The organism is Vibrio sp. Vb2131 (genome assembly GCF_033338535.1).
Taxonomy (GTDB): Bacteria; Pseudomonadota; Gammaproteobacteria; order Enterobacterales; family Vibrionaceae; genus Vibrio; species Vibrio alginolyticus.
Genome location: NZ_JAWOSW010000016.1, coordinates 1 through 13,254, shown reverse-complemented (window position 1 = coordinate 13,254; position 13,254 = coordinate 1). Strand labels below are relative to the sequence as shown.

Here is a 13,254-nt window from a genome sequence, read left to right as displayed (position 1 = left end):
TTAGGAAAACTATATTACTGAAACTACATCATTGCAGTATTGGCAAAACTCTTTTACTAAGAACTCAACAACTGAGTCAGGGTCTTGATTCGGTTTATCAACAGCTATAATAAATATATGGGATCCACTTGCGTCAATTCTGAAATTTGCAGCATCACGGCGACGGTGTTTTATTTTATTTAGTAAATATTCGAGTTTGATTGGCGTACCCTCAAAGGGCAACTCAGCATTCCCTGGATCACATAGAGAGATACTAGTTTGCTGTTCCCGGCTAACAGGTGCGCAAGACAACCCAATAAGTCTATTTAGTTGGCTTTGCAAAGGTGAGCCTACATATGTGTTGTCAGCCCTCAATGAATCTCTAGAACGCATAATTTCATTTACAATATGATCTAGATGGACCATTGCATCCTCGCTTACTCTCCCAGCCCTGATTAGGTCACGAGGCTCCCTAGTCCAGGAACTCAAAAAGATTGTGGAGCAGTTTTCGAGTTGAAAAATTGATTCACTGACCGATTGAGGTGAAGAAGATGCCCCTGCAGTAAGAAATGAAGTGTTTCCCATAGTATTCTCTTAAGTTAAATTGTTTTACCTAACGCCCTGTTAAGGTGTGAGCAACGCAATACCGAAGCTTCCGCATACCACCTAAAACACAAAACGCAACGCATAGCAAAAATGCCAAGCGTTGCGAATCACTCTTAAACAGATTGTTAGCTTTGTTTATCAGGCTTTACAATTGTCACTTTTGAAGATCTAGATTCTAGTTCTTCGCGTAAGGCCTCATTATGCTCTAAAACCGCCGAAATGAACTTTAGTTTCGTCATGGGACGAAGCTGTTTATCTTTTAGTTCCATTGAATCACCAGCTTCATTTAACGTTAGCGTTTCTGCAAAAACCTGCCTTCCTGCAGCAAATGCAAATGGAAGAGCTTTTTCCTTAAAAACGAAGCTATTACTTCTATCAATTGCCGTTGGAAGGCTATCAATCGACTCCTTCATATCCAATGTTGCTTCAAGACCCAACTCATACCGAAACTGATAGTTCAAGTACTGCTCAAAGTTAAGCAATACATTGCGTTTATGATGTCCCTCGCCATAATACAGAGAATTCTCAGCTCTTACTAAGCGCTCTATTTCATCGTTCAAAGCGTCGTCAATAAATTTAATGAACTCTTCACCTTTATCCTGATTCAACAGCAGCTCCGCGACTCTATCTTCTACTGAAGTAGCCAATTTGTATTGCAAATTGAAAGCAAACCGAATCGAATACACCCAATCCAAATAGCTTTTTGCAACCTCAATTTGAGAAGAAGAACCAAGTCTTTTTAGTTCCGAAAGATGTTTCTCATATACGTCTAGAGCCTTTTCGAAGCTCTCTAATTTTGGCTTAATCTCGTAGCTTGTCAGCGCAAAACCATTACCGAACAGAAAAACAAACTCATCTACACTTTTCTTTAAATCTTCTGTAGCACTATAGTTTTTCTCATAAAGCTTTTCTGTAAGCTTCAGACGATATTCGGTTTTTTTTGTTTCTTGTTGATAATACTGACTCCCGTAGAAGCCGCCTGCACCAAATGATGCAGATACAATGGCAAGAATAATCCCGTTTTTTAACTCTTTATTCACTCCAATTTTCCTTTTAAAAGCTAACGCCCTGCTAAGGGGTGAGCAACGCAATACCGAAGCCGCCGCAAACCACCTCAATCACCAAATTCAACGCACAGTAAAAATGCCACGCGTTGCGAATCCCTCTTGAGCAGTTTGTTAGTCGCGAGGCACCGAGCGACAATTTTAAGCCGAACTAAACTTTGCGAACAACAAACCTTATGTGCTTTGATGCACTTAAGTCAGGCGTAGTCTCAAAGCGGCTAGTCAATGAAACCACTTGGAACAAACAACGCCGCAGAAAACGGACTGACAACACCAAAAAGCGCTTTTGGAAAGCCAATCTCACAGTGCGGACTTTCAACAAAGTTACTGAAACCACGTGGAACTTACAACACCAGAGAAAACGTCATTTCAGCGAGTTAATCGGCTTTTGTACCAACAAATTCACCGAGCGGAGTTGCAACCAAAAACAGACTCTCGATTGCCCTGCTCTGTCAGCACCAAAGAACAAAAAACGCTAGGACAATTGCAAAACTTGGACTTAAAACAGCTGAAAATGAGTTTGGACCAACGACGAGGAGTCTGTAAACCGAACAACAAGCAGCCAAATTTTAAGCTTAGAAACATGATTTTGACTGCTAGCTTTTTCTGGCGACTAACGCCTTGTTAAGGTGTGAGGCACGCAATACCGATGCCGCCGCATACCACCTTAACCACTAAAATCAACGCATAGTAAAAATGCCACGCGTGCCGAATCACTCTTGAACAATTTGTTATATGCCTAGCTTTCACCTATACTCAATGCGCACCATCAATACGCATAGGATTACTTTATGAGAAACACATATAGCACACATGCACCTAAAAAGGCTACAAACCTTAGCCTAAACAGTGAGTTACTTGCCGAAGCTAAGCGCCTAAACATCAACCTATCAGCAACAATGGAAAAGGCTTTGGAAAAGGAAGTAAAACAACAATTGAAAGCCGAATGGCTAGAACAAAATGCCGAAGCTATTGAAGCTTGTAACGACTTAACTGCAAAACACGGACTATTTTCCGATTCATACCGAGTATTCTAATGGCACAATTTACGCTTTATAAAAACAACGATAAGAGCACCGCAAGCGCTTACCCATATTTTGTCGATGTCCAAAGCGAGTTGCTAGATTCACTGAATACTCGCTTGGTGATTCCCTTAACTCCTATCGAGCTGTTAGAGAAAAAAGCCCCTAGCCACCTGTGCCCTACGATCCATATTGATGAAGGTGACTTTGTGATTCTTACTCAACAAATGGCTAGTGTACCAACTAAAATCCTTACGACCCCAGTCAATGAGCTAAGCACGTTTAGAAACGAAATTATTGCTGCTATCGACTTTTTGATTACTGGTATATAACGCCTTGTTAAGGGGTGAGCAACGCAATGCCGATGCCGCCGCATACCGCCTTAAACACTAAAACCAACGCATAGTAAAAATGCCACGCGTTGCGAATCCCTCTTGAACAATTTGTTATACGTTTTGTGCGGCTAAGTGTATAAGGTCGGCAAAATCTGCTCCTGAAGCACTTTTAACCTTAAACTGCTCGCTATTGAGCTGCTTAATTACCGTGGATAAGCTGATTAGTTTTATACCTTGTTCCGCAATTAAACTAAGCTCAGCTTCGGACTTCACAATATTATGCACTAGCTCAGATGACCATTCATTTGGGAACAACTTTTCGAGTACGGCAGTTTTCTTAGGCTTCCTGAATTTCTTTTCTACCCATTCTTGAACCCCAGCTCTTAAAACAGGCTCATCGCGTTCTGCTGCACTTGTTGATGCTTGACCAGGTTTCAATAAGTTTTTGGGAATTCGGGATATATAGCTTACTGGTCTCATCGAAGCTTGAACTTCAATATGACGACATTCAGGGAAACCTTTTTCATCAAACCTAATCGCGAGTAAGTCTACTTCATCAACGCCTATTTTAATGCCTCTAATTGTGAAATACCCCTGACGATTGAGCCACTCTTCCACAAGCTCTTCTGCTAGTAATGCCATGAAACCTCCAAAAACGTATAACGCCGCATTAAGGTGTGAGCAAGGCTACCACAAAACTTAGCCATACCACCTTAAACACGAAACCCAACGATGGAATGAAAAATGCCAAGCGTTGGGAATCACTCTTAAATGCTTTGTTATGCCTTTAACCAGCCAAGTACAAAAAAGATAATTGTTGTCATGGCACCTAATGCGAACAGTCCCGCAAACACTTTGACAATGACTGGGTTACAAACTTTTCCCTTGCTCTTATCAACCGAGCTTATCCAGCCATATGTACCAACATCGCTCTTGTTAAAAACAACCAAGTATATGTGATTTAAGCACGTCGAAAGTACAAGGGATGAAATTATCAATATGGCTGGAAGCCAGTAAACTGAGTCCAACAAGAAATAGGCAGAAGAAAACCCAGCGACACCCATTGCAAGGTCAGCAAACTGCCTGGAGCTTGAATAGATGAAGTTTAAAAACTTGCTATCATTGGACTTATCCTCCCATAGAAACGAAAGGAACATTGCTAACATAGTCAAAATGAAAGCCAATACCAAACCAAACTGTAAAGTTGTTACTGAAACATTGTCAGAATTCAACTTTGTCAGAGGGTAAAGTTTCTGAGCAATCAAACCAACAGCCAACCACCAAAATACCGGCAAAGGGCTAATCATCTGATAATTTTTATAAATTTTGCTAAACATTCCTAAATTAGACTCCAAATTATTAAGGGCATAACGCCCTGTTAAGGGGTGAGCAACGCAATACCCAAGCCACCGCATACCACCTTAATCACTTAAACCAACGCATAGTGAAAATGCCACGCGTTGCGAATCCCTCTTGAACAGTTTGTTAGGTGCGTAGCCAAAGTTGGTAAAAGTCTGTTTCATCGTGCTTGGGATTCTTGCGCACGAACTTCCAACCATGGCGCTTATAGAATTTGAGAGCTCGATGGTTAGTTCGGCTTACTGAAAGTACAGCACGCAAACAACCCGCTTTACTCAAAGTGCTTACAATATAATCCTGCACTTTTGGAGCGAGTCCTGAACCACGAAAATTCGGCTTTAAGTAAATGAGATGCACATAACCAGTCTCCTGCTCGGGTGAAAAGCTACGAAACTCTAACTGCCCTGCAAACTGACCATCCACAAATATATGGATATAGAACCATCCTGATGTTGCTAACCGGTCTAAGACGCGTTCACGATAACCACTGATGAAGTCGTCGAAACCATCGTAATGCCCAAAACTACAAAAGTATGCATCTTTTCTCGCAGCAACGCACAATTCGAAATCATCAATGTTTATCTGCTGAAAAGCAATTTCCATACTTACCTTTTCCTTCAAGCACCTAACGCCCTGCTAAGGGGTGAGCAACGCAATACCGAAGCCGCCGCAAACCACCTTAATCACTAAATTCAACGCATAGTGAAAATGCCACGCGTTGCGAATCCCTCTTGAGCAGTTTGTTAGTCGCGAGGCACCGAGCGACAATTTTAAGCCGAACTAAACTTTGCGGACAACAAACTTAATGTGCCTCGATGCATTTAAGTCAGGCGCAGTCTCAAAGCGGCTAGTCAATGAAACCACTTGGAACAAACAACGCCGCAGAAAATGGACTAACAACACCAAAAAGCGCTTTTGGAAAACCAATCTCACAGTGCGGACTTTCAACAAAGTCACTGAAACCACGTGGAATTTACAACACCAGAGAAAAAGTAACTTCAGCGAGTAAATCGGCTTTTGTACCAACAAACTCACCGAGCGGAGTTGCAACCAAAAACAAACTCTCGACTGCCCTGCTCTGTCAGCACCAAAGAACAAAACAATCGCTAGAACACTTGCAAAATTTTGGACTCAAAACAGCTAAAACTAAGTTCTAAGGATCGACGATGAATCTGTGTTCCAAACAAACTGCTGCTAAATTTTAAGCTCAGAAACATGATTTTGATTGCTAGCTTTTTCTGGCGACTAACGCCCTGTTAAGGTGTGAGCGACGCAATGCTGAAGCCGCTGCATACCACCTTAAACACTAAAACCAACGCATAGTAAAAATGCCACGCGTTGCGAATCACTCTTAAACAGTTTGTTGGCCGCTCATTCCCAAAGGTTACTGTTTACTCAACAGGAACTTACGCAAATCTCTCTCTGCACGCATAACAAACAGAATAAACACTTTGTCACCGTCTTGTTTATAGAAAACACGACATGGATTAACGACAACTTCACGATAACTTAAATGTTCTAGCTCGGGTGGAATACGACCTGACTCTGGGAAAGTTTGTAGGCGTTCGACTTTGGAGAAGATCGTTTGCACTAACTGCTTTGCAGCTACGATATTTTCAAGTGCGATGTATTCAGCGATATCGTTGAGGTCAGATAACGCTGGTTCAGTCCAGATTATTTCAGCCATTTTGACATTTTGTCCTTGGCTTCATCATGGCTTACCACTTTACCGTCAGCTAGTGCACGCTCACCTCGTGCAATACCCTCAAGAATAGCTAAACGGTTTTGCATAAACTCGTAGTCATCAACATCAACGAGATAAGCGGATGGCTTACCATGCTCAGTAATTAACACTGGCTCTTTGGTGTCGTGGAGATCGGCGAGGATCTTAGTTGCTTGACGTTTGAGTGATGTAACTAGTTCTACTTTCATGAGAGCTGCTCCAAAGGAATACTAAAGTGATACTATTCTATCACTTTGAGTATAGCAAGCTCCATGACGGCTAACGCCCTGTTAAGGTGTGAGCAACGCAATACCGATACCGCCGCATACCACCTTAATCACTTACACCAACGCATGATGGAAATGCCACGCGTTGCGAATCACTCTTGAACAGTTTGTTAGTATTCAGACCCAACCTGTTACACCGAACTTAGAAAGAAGTCTTACTTATCAGTTCTCTATCGTCTTGATACCACAGTTTTCACAGATCGTATGTCGAGAAAACTCATCCATAGAAGCTAAAAATGGGCCAACTGCCCAACCTTTGATTAACCCTGCAATAAACTCTTTACGCTTTTGATGTTTTACACCAGCAAAAGGACTAGGGTTCCTAATCAATACGGTGATATGTTTGGATTTAATGTTGCAAGCAGAACACTGATATTTGTCTATCTGATGAAGCACTAATTTTCCTCCTGAATACTAACGCCGCGTTAAGGCGTGACGTAATGCGTGCCATACTGTGAGCGAAGCGAAACTGGCACGCGTTGCGGAATCGCTCTTGAACGCTTTATTAGGCATTATTTTCTACTTAGTGCTTTTTCCATACGCTCTGAGTTTTTACTAGTCCTAACGTAACCTTTGTCCGAGTACCAAGAAAAAAGGGCACTCTTATCAAGAGTTCGATCAAAGGGATGCACATCAAGCTGTAACCTTGCGCACCCAAGATTAATCGCGACTTCTTCAGCCTTTTGAAGAAGTGCACCACCTAAGTTTTGATTTCGAAACTCAGGAAGTACATATATTTCATAAATGAAACCAAGTGATTCATCACTCCAATCCTCAAATGATAAAAACGCAGACTCAAGGCCATCACATTTTGCTATGAACTCAAGAGTTCGCCTACTTTGGGCTCTTTCTGCGCGAGAACGAATTGTACTATTTTGTATTTCATTTAAGTTACTAACTTGATTTACTTCTATCACAAGACCTCCGAGATATGACTGATGCCTAACGCCGCATTAAGGTGTGAGCAGCGCTTGGCTATACTTGAGCGAAGCGAAAATGCCAAGCGTTGCGAATCACTCTTAAATGCTTTGTTATACGCGTGCTAACACTAGAGCGATACTTTCATAACCTTATGATTTACTTCACTTTCAATGTCAACTTCTGACCAGCCCAAAGACTCATACAACGGTACAATATGAGTATAAGCATACAGATTACTTTGAGTTGTTGCTGATACTTGGCTAACACCTCGGTTTATCAATTCACTCGCAATGCCTTGACCACGCCAGTCAGGTGAAACATAAACAGCATTTAACCACACTACTTCTGAATTGCCATGTGGCTCTCGGAATCGAGAATAAGCCAAACCACCAATAACCTCATTGTTTCTCAAAGCGAGAATAACCGGAGGAAGTTCAGATTCAGGCTTGTAGGTATCTGCAAACGAAAAGTCAGCCCACTCACTTTGAAATAACCTTTCCAGATCAGTCCAGTAAGGACTGCTATCGTCACAAACTCTGAATACTAATTTGTTCATATTCGATTATTTCCTCAAAGCGTATAACGCCCTGCTAAGGGGTGAGCAACGCAATACCAAAGCCGCCGCATACCACCTTAATCACTAAAATCAACGCACAGTAAAAATGCCACGCGTTGCGAATCCCTCTTGAGCAGTTTGTTAGTCGCGAGGCACCGAGCGACAATTTTAAGCCGAACTAAACTTTGCGAACAACAAACTTTATGTGCTTTGATGCATTTAAGTCAGGCGTAGTCTCAAAGCGGCTACTCAATGAAACCACTTAGAAAAAACAGCGCCGCAGAAAACGGACGGACAACACCAAATAGCGCCTTTGGAAAGCTAATCTCACAGTGCGGACTTTCAACAAAGTCACTGAAACCACGTGGAACTTACCACACCAGAGAAAACGTCCTTTCAGCGAGTAAATCGGCTTTTGTACCAACAAACTCACCGAGCGAAGTAGCAACCAAAAACAGACTCTCGATCGCCCCGCTCTATCACCACCAAAGAACGAAACAACCGCTTGGTAAATAGCAATGCATTGATCTAGAACCGATCAAACTGAGCTTTGACCGTCGAAGATGGAACTATGAATCAAACAACCAGTAGCCAAGTTTTGAGCTTAGAAACATGATTTTGATTACTAGCTTTTTCTGGCGACTAACGCCGCGTTAAGGGGTGAACAACGCAATGCCACCTAACTCAAACTATTGTGCCATAAACACAAAAGCTAAACTTTGAACCAAAACTGCCAAGCGTTGAGAATCCCTCTTGAACGCTTTGTTATACCACTACTCAAAGCTTTTCACTGAACTCCCCACACTGCTTACACTTGTAACCATGCTTGTAAAAGAACAGTGGAAAACCCAGTAAAATGAATACTAAGAAAGCTGGACGCTTACCTTTTGTAAATGCGTATAGCTCCGTGCTACCACAGTTAGGGCAAACATCTTTTGCTTCATCAACGGCAACTTCATTTTCCAATGATTCTGAGAAGTCACTACTAAGTATTTGTTTCGCTTCCTCTGCATCACGCTCGGAGACCATCAGGCGAACACCGCCCATAGCGTTTGAATAAAGCCACTGAGTATTCACCGTGTGCTCGTCAGCGATGTAACTTTCTATCCCAGCATTATCTAGACTCGCTTTCGCAATATGAGCTTCATGAGGAAAAGAAAACCTTGCTACTACAATCACATATTGCTCCTTGTGGTATAACGCCTTGTTAAGGTGTGAGGCACGCAATACCGAAGGTTCCGCACAACACCTTAACCACTAAAGCTAACGCATAGTAAAAATGCCACGCGTGCCGAATCACTCTTGAACAATTTGTTATACGAATTTCTTCAGTGCCAACACTTGCTGTTCAAATAACTCACAATCTGACTTTGAGTATGACTTAGCTACATTAACCCATTGAACGCCCGTTTCATCTATGTGGCGAAACTCGACTTGAAGTGCATATTTAGAACAACGAAAAAGAGCAAAAACCAAACCTACAACCGTCAGACTAAGAACTAAAACTAGTAGCCATTGTGGCACCTCTTCCAACCTTGGAATAACTAACCAAACAGCCCCTGAAAAAACACACACCCAGAATAAAACTTGACCTAAATTATCAAGAAAACTTAACTTTTTAACCCTAACATTGTTTATCTTAGACAAAGGATATGAGTCTTTCTTAAACCTGAACTCTTTTGAATCCAAGTTAAAATCAGTATTTTTGTACATAATTTCCCTCTATTCGTATAACGCCCTGCTAAGGGGTGAGCAACGCAATACCGAAGCCGCTGCATACCACCTTAATCACTAAAATCAACGCATAGTAAAAATGCCACGCGTTGTGAATCCCTCTTGAGCAGCTTGTTAGTTTGCAGACCCAACGGGTTGATTTTACGTTGTTTTAAACTTTGCGAACAACAAACTTTATGTGCTTTGTTGCACCTAAGTCAGGCGTAATCTCAAAGCGGCTAGTCAATGAAACCACTTGGAACAAACAACGCCGCAGAAAACGAACTCACAACACCAAAAAACGCTTTTGGAAAACCAATCTCACAATGCGGGCTTTCAACAAAGCCACTGAAACCACGTGAACTTACCACACCAGAGAAAACGTCATTTCAGCGAGTAAATCGGCTTTTGAACCAACAAACTCAACGAGCAGAGTTTCAACAAAAAAGTACGACTCAATTAGCCCAAAAGTCACACCACCAAAGAACAAATCAGCCGGTGAAACGATACCAATTTTGGATTTTCACCACGCTAATTAACACTGAAATTGAACGCCGATACGACAATTTCAACCTTGAGCTTTTACCACTAGATCTTGCGATATAGCTGCGTTTTTCCTCTTGCAAACTAACGCCGCATTAAGGTGTGAGCAACGCTACCACGAAACCCAACCATACCACCGTAAACACAAAAACCAACGATGGAATGAAAAATGCCATGCGTTGGGAATCACTCTTAAATGCTTTGTTATACAACTAAGTCGACTGCCTCTAACTTACCGAAAATATTGTGTTTAGCTACTCGAAGCTTTAAGTGAGACAAATTTTCGTTTTTACCAACTAATTCAATTATTTTCAATTTATCTGCTTCACTCATGCTATAACCAAAAACAATGGATTCGAACGCATCAAAAGGAATTTGTTTTAGGTTAATCTCTGCATAGGTAGGGAAAAGATTTGAAAGTTCATCAGGAAGCTGAACACCGAAGTCCGGCTGTATTTGTGGCCCAATTTTCTTATCGCTTAGAATCAAAGGGCACACAATTCTAACTTCGTCCTCTGGAGACCATTGTTCAGCTTTTGAGTATAGCAATCGCTCTGAAAATTCAGCGACATCAATCCCGTTATTCAAGAGTGATTGCAGCACACCAAACGAGTTCTGGAAACTGCTAACCTGAAAGTTTTTTATTGGCGCACCATTTATTCGAATAGACCCTTTATAATATGTAAGCGAGGCTCGCTTATCCGCTGTATAGCAGACTTCTTTTGGTGGGAATTGGCTAAAAAATGGATGTTCCTCGTCAAAAGTAACAGCTAGCCCCTTACCTTCACTAGCATAGTGCGTCCACATGAGCTCATTTGTATCAGACTTCGCAAGAGACAGCACACCTAACTGACAACTTAATGCTTCCACTATGAATGAGTTGATTCTTTCAGCTGCTATAACCAGTTGTTCTTTGTCGTACTCTTCCATTGATTGAAAGCCTTCTTGGCGCAGCATATGAGGGATTTGTTCCCCGTACCTAATACCACATGGCTTTAAAAAGAAATTCTCCAGTTCCTCATTAGAAGGAACATAAGATGGGACAGCTTGCAATTTATAATGCTCTTTTCTCGCCCATGCATAATCCGCTGGTGAAAATTCGTTAAAATATGGCCATAACCTAGATTCACTACCTTTATCATTGAGATACTTTGGTTGCGTAATACGAAATAACCCATTTGATATAAAATCGGCTCTAGGCGACCAACTTTGGTCATCACTATCAAATACTAAACCATAATACTTTACGAGCATCATTATTACCCTTGTTGTATAACGCCCTGTTAAGGGGTGAGCAACGCAATACCAAAGCTCCCGCATAACACCTTAAACACTAAACGCAACGCATAGTAAAAATACCACGCGTTGCGAATCCCTCTTAAACAGTTTGTTATGAGCGTACTTACGTTGCCCACTTACCAGACAAAAAGTTTGAAACAAACGAGGATAAGCGCAACTGTGATAAGGCCAAACCAACCGATTGTTCGTGTTATTGTTTCCGGTGATTGTGTATTGAAATGAGGAAATAAAATGGCCCCAAAAGATAACAGTGGCACAAAACCGTATAATTGCCCCATTTGTGATGACGTGCCCAAAGGGAAAGGCGGAACAAACAAATACAAAATCGTATACGCAATATAGGCAAGCATTGCAATACCAGCTTCCTTTACCGACGTATCACTTTCTCCATACCAAAAGTAGAAACCCACAATGACACAAAAAACAGCCACACTGATCAACAGAACTATTCTCCTAATTACCCTTTAGCTCATAACGCCGCGTTAAGTAGTGAGCAACGTTACCACCTAACTTAAACTATTGTGCCGTATACACTAAAGTCAATTAAAACCAAAAATGCCACGCGTTGCGAATCTGCCTTAAACGCTTTGTTATGTGCAAAGTTCCGACAAACGCCTGATTTCTTTTACTTCGTGACTTCCCTGAACAACCTTACCCATAGGATTAAACCAGATAGCTTGGATGCCAGCTGTGACTGCTGGCTCAATATCTTTGTCGTATGAGTCACCAACCATAACCACTGATTTAGAATCAACATTTAAGGTGTCGATAATTCGATGGAAGAATTCCGGAGCACCTTTGCCGATACCAAGATTAGCTTTACAAAAGTAACCTGAGATAAAAGGAGATAAACCTACTCGGTCGAAAGCTAATTTGATATCACTTTCTGTTGAGTCAGCGGCATTAGTAGCGACATAGATTTGATGTTGTTTCGATAGTGCCTCTAGGGTTTGCAGAGCAGCGTATACAGCTTGGACATTTTCCCAATCACACATTTTCCCTGTTTGATCTGGGAAATCGATCATTAGCGTGTCGCCCCAATCGAATAAGTACACTTTGCTCATTTTGCCTCCTTGCACATAACGCCTTGTTAAGGTGTGAGGCACGCAATACCAAAGCCTCCGCATACCACTTTAACCACTAAAACTAACGCATAGTAAAAATGCCACGCGTGCCGAATCACTCTTGAACAACTTGTTAAATTTCAGATATGTGGCTTGTGCCGTTGCCCATACGGCCGTTATTTAGAGTTACGTTCCCACTGCCGTCATTGAAAGCATAAAACGTTGAGTATTTTTTAAAAATGCTTTCTAGCGAATCTAGTTCCACAGGATCGCTTGGTTCCAGCACCCATAATGAAGCAGTAACGTAAGCAGGATTAGTTCTATTGATAGTGCAGCAATACGTATAATCTGCCAAGTGCTCAAGCAACGGTCTTAAACCACCAATGCGTAAAGGACGATTTGCAAGCTGAGCTTCTAAAGCCATAACCATTGCCATCTTTGAATAGTCTAAATCATTAGGATCAAGCTCATCTGAATTACTATAACTAACCTCATATTGTCCCTCGGGGAAATGGGAAGGAGCTTGCTCCATTACTTGAGATAGTACTTTAGGCGTGGGAAATTGAAATTCTATACTTTGAACTGAATTTACAAGAGCAATCGAGGCAAGTACAACACCCGTAGTTTTCTTAGCCCACCGTTTAAGTTGCTCTTTAGTTTTGAATATTTTTGTTTTCAAGTTTTACCTCAAAGCTTTAATGAAATTTAACGCCCTGCTAAGGGGTGAGCAACGCAATACAAAAGCCGCCGCAAACCACCTAAATCACTAAAATCAACGCATAG

At 41.6% G+C, this 13,254-nt stretch carries 20 protein-coding genes; 4 read left to right on the top strand and 16 right to left on the bottom strand.

The window, feature by feature from the left end; translation table 11 throughout:
- Positions 1–9: 9 nt before the first annotated feature.
- Both R7E38_RS16615 and R7E38_RS16610 read right to left on the bottom strand, forming a co-directional pair.
- Positions 10–405, bottom strand: a complete 396-nt coding sequence (locus R7E38_RS16615; protein WP_230623512.1) for a hypothetical protein — start codon at positions 403–405, stop codon at positions 10–12.
- 305 nt (positions 406–710) lie between these two features.
- Positions 711–1,625 (bottom strand): hypothetical protein, encoded by a 915-nt coding sequence (locus tag R7E38_RS16610; protein ID WP_318081899.1) that lies wholly within the window; start codon positions 1,623–1,625, stop codon positions 711–713.
- A gap of 815 nt (positions 1,626–2,440) precedes the next feature.
- Here R7E38_RS16610 and R7E38_RS16600 point away from each other — a divergent pair.
- Both R7E38_RS16600 and R7E38_RS16595 read left to right on the top strand, forming a co-directional pair.
- Positions 2,441–2,686, top strand: a complete 246-nt coding sequence (locus R7E38_RS16600) for a type II toxin-antitoxin system CcdA family antitoxin (RefSeq protein WP_038140558.1) — start codon at positions 2,441–2,443, stop codon at positions 2,684–2,686.
- The gene (locus R7E38_RS16595) at positions 2,686–3,003 is read left to right on the top strand and encodes a CcdB family protein (RefSeq protein ID WP_095482530.1); all 318 of its coding nucleotides are present in this window, start codon (positions 2,686–2,688) and stop codon (positions 3,001–3,003) included. The genes R7E38_RS16600 and R7E38_RS16595 overlap by 1 nt, the downstream gene beginning before the upstream one ends.
- Before the next feature lie 114 nt (positions 3,004–3,117).
- On the opposite strand, the gene R7E38_RS16585 is transcribed toward R7E38_RS16595, so the two are convergent.
- From R7E38_RS16585 to R7E38_RS16575, 3 genes are all read right to left on the bottom strand, one after another.
- The gene (locus tag R7E38_RS16585) at positions 3,118–3,648 is read right to left on the bottom strand and encodes a hypothetical protein (protein WP_069687258.1); all 531 of its coding nucleotides are present in this window, start codon (positions 3,646–3,648) and stop codon (positions 3,118–3,120) included.
- A gap of 137 nt (positions 3,649–3,785) precedes the next feature.
- Positions 3,786–4,343 (bottom strand): hypothetical protein, encoded by a 558-nt coding sequence (locus tag R7E38_RS16580; protein ID WP_031841528.1) that lies wholly within the window; start codon positions 4,341–4,343, stop codon positions 3,786–3,788.
- A 148-nt stretch (positions 4,344–4,491) separates the two neighbouring features.
- Positions 4,492–4,968 (bottom strand): GNAT family N-acetyltransferase, encoded by a 477-nt coding sequence (locus R7E38_RS16575; protein ID WP_199481169.1) that lies wholly within the window; start codon positions 4,966–4,968, stop codon positions 4,492–4,494.
- 251 nt (positions 4,969–5,219) lie between these two features.
- On the opposite strand from R7E38_RS16575, the gene R7E38_RS16570 reads away from it, so the two are divergent.
- Complete coding sequence (locus R7E38_RS16570; RefSeq protein WP_318081889.1) at positions 5,220–5,522, top strand: hypothetical protein; 303 nt, start codon at positions 5,220–5,222, stop codon at positions 5,520–5,522.
- A 227-nt stretch (positions 5,523–5,749) separates the two neighbouring features.
- Here the strand turns inward: R7E38_RS16570 and R7E38_RS16565 are convergent, their stop codons facing one another.
- The 5 genes from R7E38_RS16565 to R7E38_RS16545 all read right to left on the bottom strand — a co-directional run bounded on the left by R7E38_RS16565 (position 5,750) and on the right by R7E38_RS16545 (position 7,852).
- Positions 5,750–6,052 (bottom strand): type II toxin-antitoxin system RelE/ParE family toxin, encoded by a 303-nt coding sequence (locus R7E38_RS16565; RefSeq protein WP_025548916.1) that lies wholly within the window; start codon positions 6,050–6,052, stop codon positions 5,750–5,752.
- Complete coding sequence (locus R7E38_RS16560) at positions 6,040–6,297, bottom strand: type II toxin-antitoxin system Phd/YefM family antitoxin (RefSeq protein WP_005448240.1); 258 nt, start codon at positions 6,295–6,297, stop codon at positions 6,040–6,042. The genes R7E38_RS16565 and R7E38_RS16560 overlap by 13 nt, the downstream gene beginning before the upstream one ends.
- 240 nt (positions 6,298–6,537) lie before the next feature.
- Positions 6,538–6,771 (bottom strand): hypothetical protein, encoded by a 234-nt coding sequence (locus R7E38_RS16555; RefSeq protein ID WP_005377029.1) that lies wholly within the window; start codon positions 6,769–6,771, stop codon positions 6,538–6,540.
- Positions 6,772–6,887: 116 nt separating this feature from the next.
- Complete coding sequence (locus tag R7E38_RS16550; protein ID WP_262640763.1) at positions 6,888–7,292, bottom strand: GNAT family N-acetyltransferase; 405 nt, start codon at positions 7,290–7,292, stop codon at positions 6,888–6,890.
- Positions 7,293–7,423: 131 nt separating this feature from the next.
- A complete protein-coding gene (locus R7E38_RS16545; protein ID WP_115386062.1) occupies positions 7,424–7,852 on the bottom strand; it encodes a GNAT family N-acetyltransferase in 429 nt (142 codons plus the stop codon).
- Positions 7,853–8,104: 252 nt separating this feature from the next.
- On the opposite strand from R7E38_RS16545, the gene R7E38_RS16540 reads away from it, so the two are divergent.
- On the top strand, positions 8,105–8,368 hold the full coding sequence (locus R7E38_RS16540; RefSeq protein WP_140299821.1) for a hypothetical protein: 264 nt from the start codon (positions 8,105–8,107) through the stop codon (positions 8,366–8,368).
- 261 nt (positions 8,369–8,629) lie between these two features.
- Here R7E38_RS16540 and R7E38_RS16535 read toward each other — a convergent pair whose 3' ends face one another.
- From R7E38_RS16535 to R7E38_RS16510, 6 genes are all read right to left on the bottom strand, one after another.
- Positions 8,630–9,031, bottom strand: coding sequence for a DUF2007 domain-containing protein (locus R7E38_RS16535; protein WP_318081881.1), 402 nt, complete (start codon positions 9,029–9,031; stop codon positions 8,630–8,632).
- A gap of 135 nt (positions 9,032–9,166) precedes the next feature.
- On the bottom strand, positions 9,167–9,565 hold the full coding sequence (locus R7E38_RS16530; RefSeq protein ID WP_025519062.1) for a DUF6232 family protein: 399 nt from the start codon (positions 9,563–9,565) through the stop codon (positions 9,167–9,169).
- Positions 9,566–10,312: 747 nt separating this feature from the next.
- Complete coding sequence (locus tag R7E38_RS16525; protein WP_318081880.1) at positions 10,313–11,365, bottom strand: DUF2971 domain-containing protein; 1,053 nt, start codon at positions 11,363–11,365, stop codon at positions 10,313–10,315.
- 158 nt (positions 11,366–11,523) lie between these two features.
- The gene (locus tag R7E38_RS16520) at positions 11,524–11,838 is read right to left on the bottom strand and encodes a hypothetical protein (RefSeq protein ID WP_238952354.1); all 315 of its coding nucleotides are present in this window, start codon (positions 11,836–11,838) and stop codon (positions 11,524–11,526) included.
- Between the two features lie 159 nt (positions 11,839–11,997).
- Positions 11,998–12,471, bottom strand: a complete 474-nt coding sequence (locus R7E38_RS16515; RefSeq protein WP_318081879.1) for an HAD family hydrolase — start codon at positions 12,469–12,471, stop codon at positions 11,998–12,000.
- A 133-nt stretch (positions 12,472–12,604) separates the two neighbouring features.
- On the bottom strand, positions 12,605–13,150 hold the full coding sequence (locus R7E38_RS16510; RefSeq protein WP_318081878.1) for a hypothetical protein: 546 nt from the start codon (positions 13,148–13,150) through the stop codon (positions 12,605–12,607).
- Between the last annotated feature and the right edge of the window lie 104 nt (positions 13,151–13,254).